The following is a 14374-nucleotide window of genomic DNA, read 5'->3' as shown; positions in this document are numbered from 1 at the left end:
TCGCCGCCGCGAGGGAAACTCCGGAACGTTCAACCAGCGAACGTCCGCTTCCGGGAATGTCGCAAATCCGCCTGTTCGGCAATGTTGGGTCGACACTGGAAAATCGCCTACCTGCAAGTAAATGTCTTTTTCCGTGCAGGCCGCTAATTTTCGCTTATGGCACAAAGCGGCTCCGCTGAATGGCGTCGTTATGTGGTTCGCGGCCGGCCGGCTTCTGTGACACAGACGCAAGAGACCGGAGGTTCGCTCGGACCGCGACGCCTTCCAGCGTCCCGCCCATTCTGGTCGGCCAGGAACGCGGCGGAGTCCCACCGCCGACGCAGAAGGAGCGAGAACTCGACTGAGTGGCGCGAAAGCGTGAAGCGCAGTCGGAATGTGCCCTGACGAGACAAGCCACGCCGAACTTGGCGGCTCATCCTTGCCGGAGGTCCCGACCGGTCGCCGGACAAGCCCTACTCGGCCTCTCGCGCGAGGGCAGGCAGGTCCGCACCGGCCTCGATATCGGCCGCCGAAGGCAGACGCCCTAGGCCGAGCAGATGCAGGAAGGCGGTGAAGGCCCTGTTGCGGCCGATACTGCAAGCGGCGGTCACCCTGTCGCCCGTGACGTAGTAGGCGATGAAATCGAGGGCGGCGGGGTCGCCCTGCAGGACGATCCGGTCGAAACCCTTGGCGTAGCCGCCGTAATCGAGCCGCTTGCCTCCTTGATTGCTCCAGAAGAACGGCGCGCCCGCGAACGCGCCACCCCGGCCGAGGATGGCGTGGGCCACGTGCGTGCCGTGCTGCTGCGCGAGCCGCCAATGCTCGATCCGCGCTGTCTCTCCGCTCGCCGTCTCCGGGAAGGCGGCGATGTCGCCCGCGATCCAGACGCCCTCCGCAAGCTTGAGGTCGCCGCCGACCTCGAGGCCACCGCTCTCGTCGGGCGCGACGCCCGCGATCAGGCCGGTCTCCGGCTTGGCGCCTGCGCCGACGAGGACGATGTCGGTCGGAAGGCGCCGCCCGTCCTCCGTCTCGACGGCCTCGACGCGGCCGGTGCCGGCGATCCGGGCGACGGAGCCGGTCTCGAAGGTGACACCGTTGCCGGCATGGTACTGCTTCAGCGCCGCGCCCACCGCCTCGCCGAAGCGCTTGGCGAAGGGAACGTCTTCGCGCGCCAGCACTGTGACGGACAGCCCGCGCTTGGTGAGGAACGCGGCGGCCTCCAGGCCAATGAAGCCGGCGCCCACCACGACGACCGACTTACCTTCGCCCGCCGCCTCGCTCAAGCGAACCGCGTCGTCGAGGCTGCGCAGGGTGAAGACCCCGCCGAGGTCCGTGACGGGGACATCCTGGCCAGGGAACTCCGGCACCACCGCCCGGCTTCCGGTGGCGACGATGATGGCGTCGGCTGTCAAGGTCCGTCCGTCCTTCAGTGTGATCTCGCGCCGGACGGGTTCGACCCTGACGACCTCCCCGTTGATCCGCTCGACCATGTTGACCTGTGCAAAGTCGGGCTCGATCAGCACTTTCTCCGGCGGGGTCGGCTTGGCCAGGAACTGCTTGGACAGCTTGGTTCGGTCGTAGGGCGGGTGCGAATCGCGGCCGACCATGGTGATGGGGCCGCCATAACCTTCGCGGCGCAGGGTCTTGATGCAGGCGACGGCTGCCGCCCCCGAACCGACGACGAGCACGCTCCCCACGGTCGCGCCCGCCGTCTTCGTCGGCGCCGGCTCCGGCGTGAGGGTCGCGACGGCGTCCGACCCCTCGATGCGGACGGGATAGCGCGTTAGGGCGTCGAGGGCCGGCGGCTCCTCCAGGCTCCCGTCGGCCAGCGAGAAGGCGGCCTTGTGCCAGGGGCAGTAGAGGCGTGCGCCGCAGATCTCACCCTCGGCGAGCGGCGCCCCGAGATGCGGGCACTTGGCCTGGAACGCTCGCACGCCGGCGGTGTCGCGCACGAACAGCACCGTCTCGTCCCCGGCCGACCCCTCCTTCATTCCCCCCATTGGGATCGCCTCGAGGGCAACGCGGATCTCGGTTCCGGGCATAGCTGACGTCGCTCCTGATGAGCGTCATCGCGCCCGGGCTATCAAGTCGCCGAACCCGTTCCGGTTGCGCCGCCTCCGGACCTGCGTCGGGCTGACGCCATGGCACAGGCCGTGGATCTGAAGTCGCCCCCGTCTCACCGGATAACAAGACGGGGGCGCGAGCTGCTGCGCCCGTTGTTGGTTAAGCCGCCATGGGCCCGTGACGCCGGTGGCCCTTCACGTCGTAGCGGTCGAGCATCATCACCTTGTCCCAGACGCGCACGAAATCCGCCACGAACCGGCTCTGGCCATCGCTGCCCGCATAGGCATCGGCGATGTTACGCAGCTGCGCGTTCGACCCGAAGATGAGGTCGTTGCGCGTGGCCTCGAACTTCGCCTGTCCGGTTTCACGGTCCTTGAGGGCGAAGGACGTTCCGTCCGCATCGATCTTCTCCCAGACCAGATTCGTGTCTGTCAGGGTGCGGAAGAAGTCCGTCGTCAGCACGCCCACCCGGTCGGTGAAGATGCCCCGGTTCGAGCCGTCGTGATTGGCGGCGAGCGCCCGCAGGCCGCCGGTCAGCACCACCCATTCCGGTGCGGTCAGCGTCAGCAGGTTGGCCTTGTCGAGGAACAGTTCCTCCGGCGACAGGCTCCGCGTCATTGCCCCGAACCCGTCATCGACGTAGTTGCGGAAGCCGTCGACGACGGGTTTCAGCCACTGGAACATCTCGATGTCGGTCAGCTCCTGTGTGGTGTCGACCCGGCCGGGCGTGAACGGCACCTGCGTCTCGACCCCGGCATCCCTGGCGGCCTTCTCCACGGCGGTACAGCCGGCGAGCACGATGAGGTCGGCCAGCGAGACCTGCTTGCCGTCGGTCCGGCCATGGTTGAACTCCGCCATGACCCGACGGAGCGCGTCGACCACGGGCGCGGCCCGGCGGTTGACGGCCCAGTCCTTCTGCGGGGCAAGGGCGAGCCGGCCACCGTTGGCGCCGCCGCGCTTGTCGCTGTCGCGGTAGGTCGAGGCCGCCGAGAAGGCGGTGAAGGCCAGATCCGAGACCGACAGGCCAGTGGCCAGGATCGCCTGTTTGAGGGTGGCGACCTCGGCCTCACCCACCGGGGCATAGGCGGCATCGGGGATCGGATCCTGCCAGAGCAGACCGTCCTCGATCGTCACCTCCGGGCCGAGGTAGCGGTGCTTGGGACCCATGTCGCGGTGGGTTAGTTTGTACCACGCCTTGGAGAAGGCCTGCGTGAAGGCGTCGAAGTCGTTGAGGAACTTCTCGCAGACCTTGCGGTACTCCGGGTCGACCTTCAGGGCGATGTCGGAGGTCATCATCATGAGGGGATGCGACTGCCCCGCGACATGTGCGTCGGGCGTCCGCGGCGCGCTCGGGTCTTTCGGCGTCCATTGCAGGGCGCCGGCCGGACTCTTGGTCTGCTCCCAGTCGAACTTGAAGAGGTTCTCCAGGTAGGCGTTGTCCCATTGGGTCGGGTCGGGGGTCCAACTGCCCTCGATGCCGTTGGTCATCGTGTCCTTGCCGGCGCCGGTGCCGTTCGGGTTGTGCCAGCCGAGCCCCATCGCCTCCATCGGCGCCATCTCCGGCGGCGGTCCGATCTCCTTGGCGGGGGTCATGCCGTGGCTCTTGCCGAAGGCGTGGCCGCCGGCGATGAGCGCCACGGTCTCCTCGTCGTTCATGGCCATGCGGGTGAACGTCACGCGGATGTCGTTGGCCGAGCCCTGCGGGTCGCCGTTCGCGTAAGGCCCCTCGGGGTTCACGTAGATCAGCGCCTGGTGGGAGGCGGCGAGGGGGTTCTCCAGGTCGTAATCGGCGTCGCCATTCTTGCCGCGCCAGCGCTTGTCCCGGTTGACCATGTCGTCGAAGCTCGACACCGAGCCCATCTCGACAACCTCCGGACCCCAGTAGGTGGCGTTGTCCGCCTCCCAGGCGTCGAGGCGCCCGCCGGCGAAACCGTAGGTCGGCAGGCCCATGATCTCCAGGGCGCAATTGCCGGTGAGCACCATCAGGTCGGCCCAGGAGAGGGCGTTGCCGTATTTGTGCTTGATCGGCTGCAGGAGGCGGCGCGACTTGTCGGTGTTGCCGTTGTCCCACCAGCTCGAGATCGGCGCGAAACGCTGCATCCCGGTGCCGGCGCCGCCCCGCCCGTCCGCGATGCGGTAGGTGCCGGCCGAGTGCCAGGCCATGCGGATCATCTGCGGGCCGTAATTGCCGTAATCGGATGGCCACCACGCCACCGACGAGGTGAGGAACTGCTTGATGTCGCTCTTGAGCGCGTCGAGGTCGATGGTCTCGAACGCTTTGGCGTAGTCGAAATCCGGCCCGAGCGGATCGGCCGCGAGGCCGTTCTGGTGCAGCAGCTCGACCCTCAAGCGGTGCGGGTACCAGTTCTCGAGGGCCGGGCGGCTGCCGAGGGCTCCGCCGATGCGGTCGCCTCCGAACGGGCATTGGCCCGCCATCGGGTACGAGTCGGTATTCGTCTTGTCGATCGTCATCTCGTTCATCTACATCCCCTTTGGCGCAGGATCGACGTTACCGGACTGTTCGGGCCGCCGGCATGCGGTTAACGGCAGCGCCAAGTGTGGCGCCCGACGCGAGACGGACGCGCTTCAACGATCCTGCATCGCGAGCGACATCAGCCGCGGGCCTCGAAAATCAAGGTTCCGCACCACTCACGCGGACTTAAAAGTCCCTCGACGCGCCTAGGGAGAAACCGCCTCACATTTGCCCGAGCCTATCGCGCCCAACTTGAATGTTTCCCTACGTTTTAACCCATCCCCCTCGTCGGCGACATGCGTGGCGGCGATCGGGAAGCCGCGCTGGCCGCTCGATGGAGGAAGGCCCCCGCCACGGTTGAAACGACACGCTCACGCAGACCGACGGAAACAGGTGAAGGCCTTGCTGGCTGCATCCAGGTCGAGAGCCTGGGCCGCTCGACGTACGAGATCGTCCAGGAGCGCGGCCTTGCCACTGACGCGAACACCGACGGCGACATGGTCGGGCGATAGGAATTCGTCGATCGTCATTCGGTGAGGCTCGGTCACGGACGGTCGGAATCCGGCAGGGCGTTCATGGGTTCGTCGTCGTCCGGAGCCCGTAACCGGTAGCCCACGCCGGTCTCGGTGAGCAGGATGCTCGGACGCTCGGGGTCCGCCTCCAGCTTGAGGCGAAGCTGGCGCATGTAGACCCTCAGGTATTGCGGGTCCGACGAGGTCGAGACCGCGCTCATGAGCTGGGCGTGGGTCAGGGCCTTGCCGGCATGCTGGATCAGGACGCGCAGGAAGTCGTACTCGCGCGGGGTCAGCTTGACGTCCGCGCCGCGCACCCGAACGAGGCGGCGCACCAGGTCGACGCTGAGGCCGTCGACCTCGAACAGGGCGCGCTCGCCCTGGACCGCGAGCTGGTGGCGCAAGGCCGCGCGGATGCGCGCCAGAAGCTCGCCCATGCCGAAGGGCTTGGTGACGTAGTCGTCGGCACCGAGGTCGAGGGCCTCGACCTTGCCGGCCTCGTCGTCGCGGCTCGACAGGACGACGACCGGGAGATCGCGAAAATCCTTGCGGATGACACGGAGCAGATCGTGCCCGCGCATGTCCGGCAGGCCGAGGTCGAGGATGATCAAATTGACCGTCTCGCGGGACAGGACATCGAGGGCTGTCCGTCCGTTGGGTGCCTCGAAGGTCTGGTAGCCCTGGGTGGCCAGGCCCATGCGCAGGAGCTTGCGGATCGGCGGCTCGTCGTCGATGACGAGGATGTTCATGCTCATGCCGCCAGATCCGAGTGAACGTGTCCCGCCGGGGGGACGGGCAGGAGGATGGTGAAGACCGCGCCCAGGCGGTCGCGGCGGTTGGCCGCCGTCAGCGTACCACCCATGGCCTCGACGAACCCGCGGGCGATGGCGAGGCCGAGCCCCGTCCCGGCCCGGACGCTGTCGGACTTGCGGACCCGGTAGAACTTGTCGAACACCCGCTCCACATCGGCCTCGGGCAGCCCATCGCCCTCATCGAGAATCTGCAGACGGACCTGATCCCGGTCCGAGATGCCCCTGACGGTGACGATGGAGCCTTCGGGGGCGTATTTGGCGGCGTTGTCGAGGAGGTTGACCAGCACCTGCTCGAACAGGACCGGGTCGAGGCGCAGGGCCGGCAGCGTGGTCGGTAGGTCGAGGCGTACCTGGTGGCCGGCGAGGATGGAGCCCAAGCGGCGAAGGGCGGTATCGACGCTCTCGCCGACGTCCTGCGGGGTGAGGCTCGCAGCCACCGCCCCGGCCTCCAGGCGGGTCATGTCGAGAAGGTTGACGATGAAGCGGTTCAGCCTCTCGGACTCCTCGATGATGGTGGCGAGGAGGTCGACCTTTGCGTCGTGCGGCAGCGCCTCGTCGAGGTCGCGCAGCGTCGTGGCCGCCCCGAGAACCGAGGACAACGGCGTGCGAAGGTCGTGCGAGATCGACGTGAGCAGGGCCTGGCGCAAGCGGTCGGTCTCGGCGGCGCGCTCGGCCCGGTCGAGATCCTCCACAAGACGCACGCGCTCGATGGCGAGTGCCGCCATGTCGGCCAGGGCGTCGAACAGGCGCCGGCTTTCGGGCGAGAGGATCGGCCCGGTACCGTCGGTGTCGAGGCCGATCACCCCGACGATGCCACGGCCCGTGCGCATCGGCAGGAACAGGCGCTTGGCCCCCGGCAGGGTGTCGGCCCCCCGCCCGGCCGGGCGCTCGTTGTCGAAGGCCCAAGTCGCGGCCCCGAGATCGGCCGCGTCGAGCGTGTCCTCTGGGGGGAAGCCGGCGCGGACCGAGACCGTCCCCTGCTCCGGCAGCAGGACGACCACCCGGACCTTCAGCATAGCGGCGACCTGGGCCGAGGTCGCCCAGAGGACGTCGTCGAGGGTGCCGCAACCGGCGAGCTTGCGACTGAAGCCGTAGAGCCGCTCCGTGGCCCTGGCGCGGCCATGCGAGACCATGGCCTCCCGGCGCGAGCGCGAAGCGAGGTTGGAGACCACCACCGCCACCACCGTGAACAGGAGGAAGGCCGCGATGTTGGTCGGATCCGCGATGGTGAGGGTGTAGACCGGGGGCAGGAAGAAGAAATTGTAGGAGAGCGACGCCGCCAGGACTGCGACGAGGGACGGCCCGAGGCCGGATCGCACCGCGACGGCCACGATGGCGGTCAGGAGGATGAGGTCGGCGTTCTCCACGCCGAGGTAAGGCTCGACGAGGAGGGCGAGCCCGAGAGCCGTTCCCGTGGCTAGGACGCCGACGATGTAAGCCAGGATCTCGAACGGCGGCTTGGCCGGTGCCGTGGCGACCGTCTTCGGCGGGACGGGTTCATCCTTCGTGGCCTCGCCGGTGATGACGTGGATGCTGATGTTGCCCGAGCGGCGGACGATGTCGTGCACCACAGAGCCGTTGAGGAGCTCGAACACCGGGGACCGGTCGGCCTTGCCGAGGATGATGTGGTTGACGTTGGTGGAGCGGGCATAGGCGAGGATGTCGTCGGCCACGCGTCGGCCGCCCGGCAGGGTCACGGCATCGCCGCCGAGGCGGTCGGCGAGGCGCAGGGTGTCGGCGATGCGGTCGCGCGCGGCTTCGTCGAGGGAAAGGCTGCGGGGGCCTTCGACCGTGATGGCGGTCCAGGGCGCGTGCAGCCGGTCGGCGAGGCGCTTGGCATGGCGCACGAGGCCGGCGGAGCGCGGATCCTCGCTGATGCAGACGAGGACCCGCTCGCCCGCACTCCATGGGCCCGCGATGGCGTTGGCCCGCATGTGGTTGAGGAGTTCGTCGTCGACCCGGTCGGCGGTCCTTCGCAAGGCGAGTTCCCGGAGCGCCGTGAGGTTGCCGCGCGAAAAGTAGTGCTTGAGGGCGCGCTCGGCGTTGCCCTTCACGTAGACCTTGCCGTCCCGGAGGCGCTGGATCAGGTCGTCGGGGTTGAGATCGACCACCTCGATGTCGTCCGCCCGGTCGAGGATACCGTCGGGCACGGTCTCGCGCACCCGGATGCGGGTGATCTGCGCGACGACGTCGTTCAGACTCTCGACGTGCTGAATGTTGAGGGTGGTGTAGACGTCGATGCCGGCGTCGAGCAGTTCCTCGACGTCCTGGTAGCGCTTCGGGTGGCGCGAGCCCGGCGCGTTGGTGTGGGCGAGCTCGTCCACGAGGGCGAGCGCCGGATGGCGCGCCAGGATCGCATCGAGGTCCATCTCGTCGAGCGCCGCGCCGTGATACGCAACCGGACGGCGGGCCACGACTTCGAAGCCCTCCACCAGGGCCTCGGTCTCGGCTCGCCCATGGGTCTCGACCACGCCGACGATGACGTCCGTGCCGGCCTTGAGTCGGGCGCGGCCGACGGTGAGCATCTCGTAGGTCTTGCCGACCCCCGGGGCCGCACCGAGGAAGATCTTGAGGCGGCCGCGATGGCGCTCTTCCCTACGGGCGGTCTCCAGCAGCGCGTCGGGCGAGGGACGGTCCGGGTCGCGGTGGGGCGTCGACATCGGGTGGCCTTGTCATCCGGCGAGGTTACTTCGAACCCAGGCCGTCCAGGGCGAGGTTGAGGGCGAGCACGTTCACCCGAGGTTCGCCGAGGATGCCCAGCAGGCGACCCTGGACCTGGGAGTCCACGAGGGAACGAACCCGATCCACGGAGAGGTTACGCGCCTTGGCCACGCGGGGCACCTGGAACAAAGCGGCATCGGGAGAGACGTCCGGGTCGAGGCCCGAGCCGCTGGCGGTGACGAAATCGACCGGGACAGGCTGGCCGGGGTTCTCGGTCTGGCGCGTCGCGACATCCGCCTTCACCCGCTCGGCAAGGGCGGCGCTGGTCGGGCCGAGGTTCGAGCCCGAGGAGTTCGCCGCATTGTAGGGCGACGGGACGGTCTTGGTCGCATCGGCCGGGTCGGCGGCGCTGGTCGCCGAGGGGCGGCCCTGGAAGTAGCGCTCGCTGGCGAAGGACTGCCCGATGAGGCTGGAACCGACGACCTTGCCGTCGCGCTCGATCAGGCTGCCGGCGGCCTTGGCCGGGAAGACGACCCCCGCGATGCCGGTCATGGCGAGGGGATAGGCGAGCCCGGTTATCGCCGTCAGGGCGATCAGCAGGACGAGGGCAGGGCGAAGCTGGTTCAACATGGCGTGCTCCTATGTGGCGGTTCGAGGCGGCTCAGACGAGGTGCAGGGCGGTGATGGCCAAGTCGATGGCCTTGATGCCGACGAAGGGCACCAGGATGCCGCCGAGCCCATAGATCAGGAGGTTCCGGCGCAGGAGAGCGCCGGCCCCGACCGCCCGGTAGGACACGCCCCGAAGCGCCAGCGGGATCAGGACGACGATGATGAGCGCGTTGAAGATGATGGCCGAGAGGATCGCACTCTCCGGTGATGCGAGGCCCATGACGTTCAGCGCCTGGAGTTGCGGGTAGAGCACCAGGAACATGGCCGGGATGATGGCGAAATACTTGGCCACGTCGTTGGCGATGGAGAAGGTGGTCAGTGCCCCACGGGTCATCAGCAGTTGCTTGCCGATGCCGACGATCTCGATGAGCTTGGTCGGGTCGCTGTCGAGGTCGACCATGTTGCCGGCCTCGCGGGCCGCCACCGTGCCGGTGTTCATGGCGACACCGACATCGGCCTGGGCGAGCGCCGGGGCGTCGTTGGTGCCGTCGCCGCACATGGCGACGAGCTTGCCCTGCGCCTGCTCCTTGCGGATCAGCGCCAGCTTGTCCTCGGGGGTCGCCTGGGCGAGGAAGTCGTCGACGCCGGCCTCGGCGGCGATGGCGGCCGCGGTCATCGGGTTGTCGCCGGTGATCATCACCGTGCGGATGCCCATCTGGCGCAGTTCGGCGAAGCGCTCGCGGATGCCGCCCTTCACGATGTCCTTGAGGTAGACCACGCCGAGCAGGCGACCATCGCGGGTCACGGCGAGGGGCGTGCCACCGGCCTTGGCCACGTCCTCGGCGATGGATTGGATCTCGCGCACCGTCTCGTCGGCGACGCCCGGGCTGTAGGCCAGCGCCGCGCCGGAGCCACGGGTCGCCATCGGCTGTGAGCTCACCGAGGCGATGATGGAATCGACGGCACCCTTGCGGATGGAGGACCCGTCGATGTCGACGCCGCTCATCCGGGTCTGGGCGGTGAACGGCACGAAGGTGGCGTTGAGGCTTCCCATGTCGCGGGCGCGGATGCCGTACTTGTCCTTGGCCAGCACCACGATGGAGCGACCCTCCGGGGTCTCGTCGGCGAGCGACGCCAACTGGGCGGCGTCGGCGAGCTCCTGCTCGGAGACGCCACGAACCGGGCGGAACTCGGTGGCCTGCCGGTTGCCCAGCGTGATGGTACCGGTCTTGTCCAGCAGCAGCGTATCGACGTCGCCGGCCGCCTCCACCGCGCGTCCCGACATGGCGAGCACGTTGAAGCGCACCAGCCGGTCCATGCCGGCGATGCCGATGGCCGAGAGCAATGCGCCGATGGTGGTCGGGATCAGGGTGACGAACAGGGCGACCAGCACGATCAGCGGGATCGATCCGCCGGCATAGGAGGCGAAGCTCGGGATCGAGGCGACCGCGAAGACGAAGATGATGGTGAGGCCCGCGAGCAGGATGTTGAGAGCGATCTCGTTCGGGGTCTTCTGGCGCGAGGCGCCCTCGACCAGGGCGATCATCCGGTCGACGAAGGTCGATCCGGCGGCGGCCGTGATCCGCACCCGGATCTCGTCGGACAGCACCTGGGTGCCGCCGGTGACCGCCGACCGGTCGCCGCCGGATTCACGGATCACGGGGGCGGACTCACCCGTGATGGCCGCCTCGTTGACCGAGGCGACGCCGAGGATCACCTCTCCGTCGGACGGGATGATGTCGCCGGCCTCCACGAGGACCACGTCGCCGACCTTGAGGTCGTTGCCGGGCACGGTGTCGTAGTTCCGGCCCGTACCCTTCAGGCGCTTGGCCATGGTCTCGGTGCGGGTGCGCCGCAGGCTGTCGGCCTGGGCCTTGCCGCGCCCTTCCGCGATGGCCTCGGCGAAGTTGGCGAACAGCACGGTGAACCACAGCCAGAGGATGATCTGGCCGGAGAAGGCGAGGTTGGCGCCGCCCGTCAGGACGTCGCGGATGAACAGGACGGTGGTGAGGGCGGCCACGACCTCGACCACGAACATGACCGGGTTCTTGATCATCTTGCGTGGGTCGAGCTTGGTCAGGGCGCCGATGAGCGCCGGCCCGACGAGAGCGGCACTGAACAGGCTGGTGGAGTTTGGGCGGGCCATTGCGGTTGTCCGATGGAAGACATCTCGGGAGGCGGCGCGATCCTGCGCCGTCGAGCGGGGTTCAGGGCGCGAGCGCATCGCCGAGGAGGGCGGCCCCGGCCAACAAGCCGAGGGCACCGAGCAGGGTCAGACCGAGCATGGCGAGGATGACGTCCGAGAGCCGGACGTCCTTTCGGTCGCGCTCGACTTGGCTCCAGGGTTGGGATCGCGGTCGATGGCGGGGCAGGGCGCGCCGCATGGCGGCGCGGTTTCGGGAGGGCACCAGGGCCTGCTGCATCTCAGCCCCCCACCGCGAAGGTCTGACCGAGGCCGCCGGCGAGGTGCTCGACGATGGGCCCCAGCGCCAGGGCCGGGAAGAAGGTCAGGCCGCCGACGATCAGGATCACGCCGACCAGCAGCCCGACGAACAGGCCGCCATGGGTCGGGAAGGTCCCGGCCGAAGCCGGTACGGTCTTCTTCGCGGCGAGCGAGCCGGCGATGGCGAGCGCCGGGACGATGACGAAGAACCGCCCGAACAGCATGCCGAGGCCGAGCGTGGTATTGTAGAAGGCGGTGTTGGCCGTCAGGCCGCCGAAGGCCGAGCCGTTGTTCGCCGCCGCCGAGGTGAAGGCGTAGAGGATCTCCGAGAAGCCGTGCGGGCCGGCATTGGCCGGACCCGCGAGGCCGGCGGCGATCACGGTGGCGAGCGCCGTGAAGCCGAGCATCATCAGGGGCAGGCACAGGATGGCGAGCACCGCCATCTTGACCTCTCGCCCCTCGATCTTCTTGCCGAGGTATTCCGGGGTGCGCCCGACCATCAGCCCGGCCACGAAGATCGTCACGATGACGAAGACCAGGATGCCGTAGAGCCCGGCCCCGACGCCGCCGACGATGATCTCGCCGAGCTGCATGTTGATCATCGGGATCATGCCGCCGAGCGCCGTGAAGCTGTCGTGCATGGCGTTGACGGCGCCGCAGGACGCCGCCGTTGTCACCGCCGCGAACAGGGCGGACGCGACGATGCCGAACCGGACCTCCTTGCCCTCCATGTTGCCGCCGGTGAGGCCGAGCCCGTTCAGGACGGGGCTGCCCGCGCTCTCGGCCCAGTAGACGACACTGACACCCGCGAGGAACAGCACGCCCATGGCGGACAGGATCGCCCAGCCCTGCCGCTCGTCGCCGACCATGCGGCCGAAGACGTTGGTCATCGCCGCGCCGATGGCGAAGATCGAGAGGGTCTGGACGAAGTTCGAGAGGGCGGTCGGGTTCTCGAACGGATGCGCGGCATTGACGTTGAAGAAGCCGCCGCCATTGGTGCCGAGCATCTTGATCGCAACCTGGCTCGCCACCGGGCCGACCGCGATGGTCTGCTTGGCGCCTTCCAGGGTCGTCGCCTCGACGGCACCGCCGAGCGTCTGCGGAATGCCCTGCCAGACGTAGAAGAGCGTCAGCGCCATGCAGAGCGGTAGCAGCACGTAGAGGGTGGTGCGGGTCAGATCGACCCAGAACGAGCCCACCGTGCCGGCCGAGGCCCGCGAGAAGCCCCGCACCAGGGCGACGGCCAGCGCGATGCCGGTGGCCGCCGACAGGAAGTTCTGATGGGTCAGCCCCAACATCTGCGTGAGATACGACATCGTCGTCTCGCCGCCGTAGGACTGCCAGTTCGTGTTGGTGACGAAGCTCGTCGACGTGTTGAACGCGAGGTCCGGCACGACTGCCGCCTGCCCGTCCGGATTGAACGGCAGCACCGCCTGGAAGCGCAGCAGCGCGTACAGGGTGAGGAAGCCGAGCACGTGGAAGGCGAGCATGGACAGGGCGTAGGCCAGCCAGTGCTGCTCCTGGGCGGTATCGATGCCGGCGACGCGGTAGAGCCCGCGCTCGACGGGAGCGAGGACGGGCGAGAGGACGGTTCGCTCACCCGTGAAGACGCGGGTCATGTACCCGCCGAGAGGGCGGGCGAGCGCGACGACGACCGCGCAGAACAGCGCGATCTGGATCCAGCCGTTGATGGTCATCGGAGATCTTCCTTCAGAACCGCTCGGGGCGGACGAGGGCGTAGGTGAGGTATCCGAGCAGCCCCAGGGTCACGAGGGCGCCAAGCGTCAGGTCGATGGTCATGGCGGGCCTCAGAGGCGTTCGCAGAGGACGGCGTAGCCGGCGGCCAGGCCAAAGAAGGCGAGCCCGGTTGCGATGAAGACGATGTCGAGCATGGTCGGTCCGTTTCGGTTCGGGGGCCGACGCATGACCGGTCTCGCCCCGCTCCAATGTGGACGCGAACCGCATTAGGGTTCGAGACGGAAGCGAGGACGATCTTATAAGGATCGCATTAGGATCGCTGGGGTTGCGCATGGACCAGCCGACGAACTTGCAAGTGGCGAGATCGAGGACGGCGGCCAGGTAGAGCCAGCCCTCTTAGGTCGGCAGATAGGTGATATCGCTACGCGGTCCTTCGGTTCGGCCAGCCAAACGGTATTGGGCAGCGCGGCCGAGAACTGCTGTTTGAGGAGGTTCGGCGCGATCGGCAGGTCGTGACGGCTGTCGGTGGTGCAGGGCCGGAACCAACGCCCTGCCAGGGATCGAATGCCATGCTGACGCATCAGGCGCTCTACCCGCCCGCGGCTGGTCGTTCGGCCCTCCGCGCGCAAGGCCGCATGCACCCGAGGTGAGCCGTAGCGCCTGTGATGCCCGGCATGGATACGCTGGACGTCGGCCAGGAACTGACGGTTGGACGCCGACCGAGCGCTCTCGGGACGTGACCGCCAGCCGTAGCCTGGTCGGAGGGGGACGCCGCCGGGCTCGCAGGCGTGGCTTTCGGTGACCCCGCTGCCCGCGGTGGTGGGGAGCCACCCATCAGCGCCGAGCGCCACTGCCTCAGCATCGAGGGTTGGATCCAAAGCTCGGCTGCGATCCGCATCTGCGGCTGGCGGCTCCGGTCGATGCAGAGGGGGGAGGGGAGTGTGGCCGAGCGGTATGCTTACCCGACGGCCTCAAAGGCGGAGCGGAACCGCGTTGTCCGCACGGGACCGGACACAAACCGGACAGATCCGCCTGCGCCGGGCTCAATCGTCCGGGTGCGGCCCGAGACTGGCCGAAGCGTCCCATGGCGAAGCTTCGATGCGCGGGTGATTCTTCGAAACGA

The 14374-nt window shown here is 68.4% G+C and carries 10 protein-coding genes and 1 pseudogene; all 11 read right to left on the bottom strand.

Annotated elements, in window-relative coordinates:
* Positions 1-452: 452 nt before the first annotated feature.
* On the bottom strand, positions 453-2021 hold the full coding sequence (locus A3OM_RS0111110) for an FAD-dependent oxidoreductase (protein ID WP_018043834.1): 1569 nt from the start codon (positions 2019-2021) through the stop codon (positions 453-455).
* A gap of 181 nt (positions 2022-2202) precedes the next feature.
* Positions 2203-4524: a catalase/peroxidase HPI gene (gene katG, locus A3OM_RS0111105; RefSeq protein WP_018043833.1), complete on the bottom strand. Its 2322-nt coding sequence runs from the start codon at positions 4522-4524 to the stop codon at positions 2203-2205.
* Positions 4525-4887: 363 nt separating this feature from the next.
* Positions 4888-5046 carry a hypothetical protein gene (locus A3OM_RS25840; protein WP_018043832.1) on the bottom strand — a complete coding sequence of 53 codons (159 nt, stop codon included), beginning with the start codon at positions 5044-5046 and terminating at the stop codon, positions 4888-4890.
* Between the two features lie 14 nt (positions 5047-5060).
* Positions 5061-5783 (bottom strand): response regulator transcription factor, encoded by a 723-nt coding sequence (locus tag A3OM_RS0111095; RefSeq protein WP_018043831.1) that lies wholly within the window; start codon positions 5781-5783, stop codon positions 5061-5063.
* A complete protein-coding gene (locus tag A3OM_RS0111090; protein ID WP_018043830.1) occupies positions 5780-8500 on the bottom strand; it encodes a sensor histidine kinase KdpD in 2721 nt (906 codons plus the stop codon). The genes A3OM_RS0111095 and A3OM_RS0111090 overlap by 4 nt, the downstream gene beginning before the upstream one ends.
* A gap of 25 nt (positions 8501-8525) precedes the next feature.
* Entirely contained in the window at positions 8526-9131 is a 606-nt protein-coding gene (locus A3OM_RS0111085) for a K(+)-transporting ATPase subunit C (protein ID WP_018043829.1), read from the bottom strand.
* Between the two features lie 31 nt (positions 9132-9162).
* On the bottom strand, positions 9163-11256 hold the full coding sequence (kdpB, locus tag A3OM_RS0111080; protein WP_018043828.1) for a potassium-transporting ATPase subunit KdpB: 2094 nt from the start codon (positions 11254-11256) through the stop codon (positions 9163-9165).
* Positions 11257-11317: 61 nt separating this feature from the next.
* Entirely contained in the window at positions 11318-11533 is a 216-nt protein-coding gene (locus tag A3OM_RS25835) for a hypothetical protein (RefSeq protein ID WP_056160181.1), read from the bottom strand.
* 1 nt (position 11534) lies between these two features.
* On the bottom strand, positions 11535-13250 hold the full coding sequence (gene kdpA, locus A3OM_RS0111070) for a potassium-transporting ATPase subunit KdpA (protein WP_018043826.1): 1716 nt from the start codon (positions 13248-13250) through the stop codon (positions 11535-11537).
* A 13-nt stretch (positions 13251-13263) separates the two neighbouring features.
* Positions 13264-13353 carry a K(+)-transporting ATPase subunit F gene (locus A3OM_RS23835; RefSeq protein ID WP_018043825.1) on the bottom strand — a complete coding sequence of 30 codons (90 nt, stop codon included), beginning with the start codon at positions 13351-13353 and terminating at the stop codon, positions 13264-13266.
* Positions 13354-13575: 222 nt separating this feature from the next.
* Positions 13576-14173 (bottom strand): annotated as a pseudogene (locus A3OM_RS25185) (IS3 family transposase); the annotation flags it as partial.
* Between the last annotated feature and the right edge of the window lie 201 nt (positions 14174-14374).

Source organism: Methylobacterium sp. 88A (assembly GCF_000376345.1).
GTDB lineage: Bacteria > Pseudomonadota > Alphaproteobacteria > Rhizobiales > Beijerinckiaceae > Methylobacterium > Methylobacterium bullatum.
The sequence above is the reverse complement of the archived record's forward strand: the minus strand, read 5'-3'. Positions and strand labels throughout refer to the sequence as shown.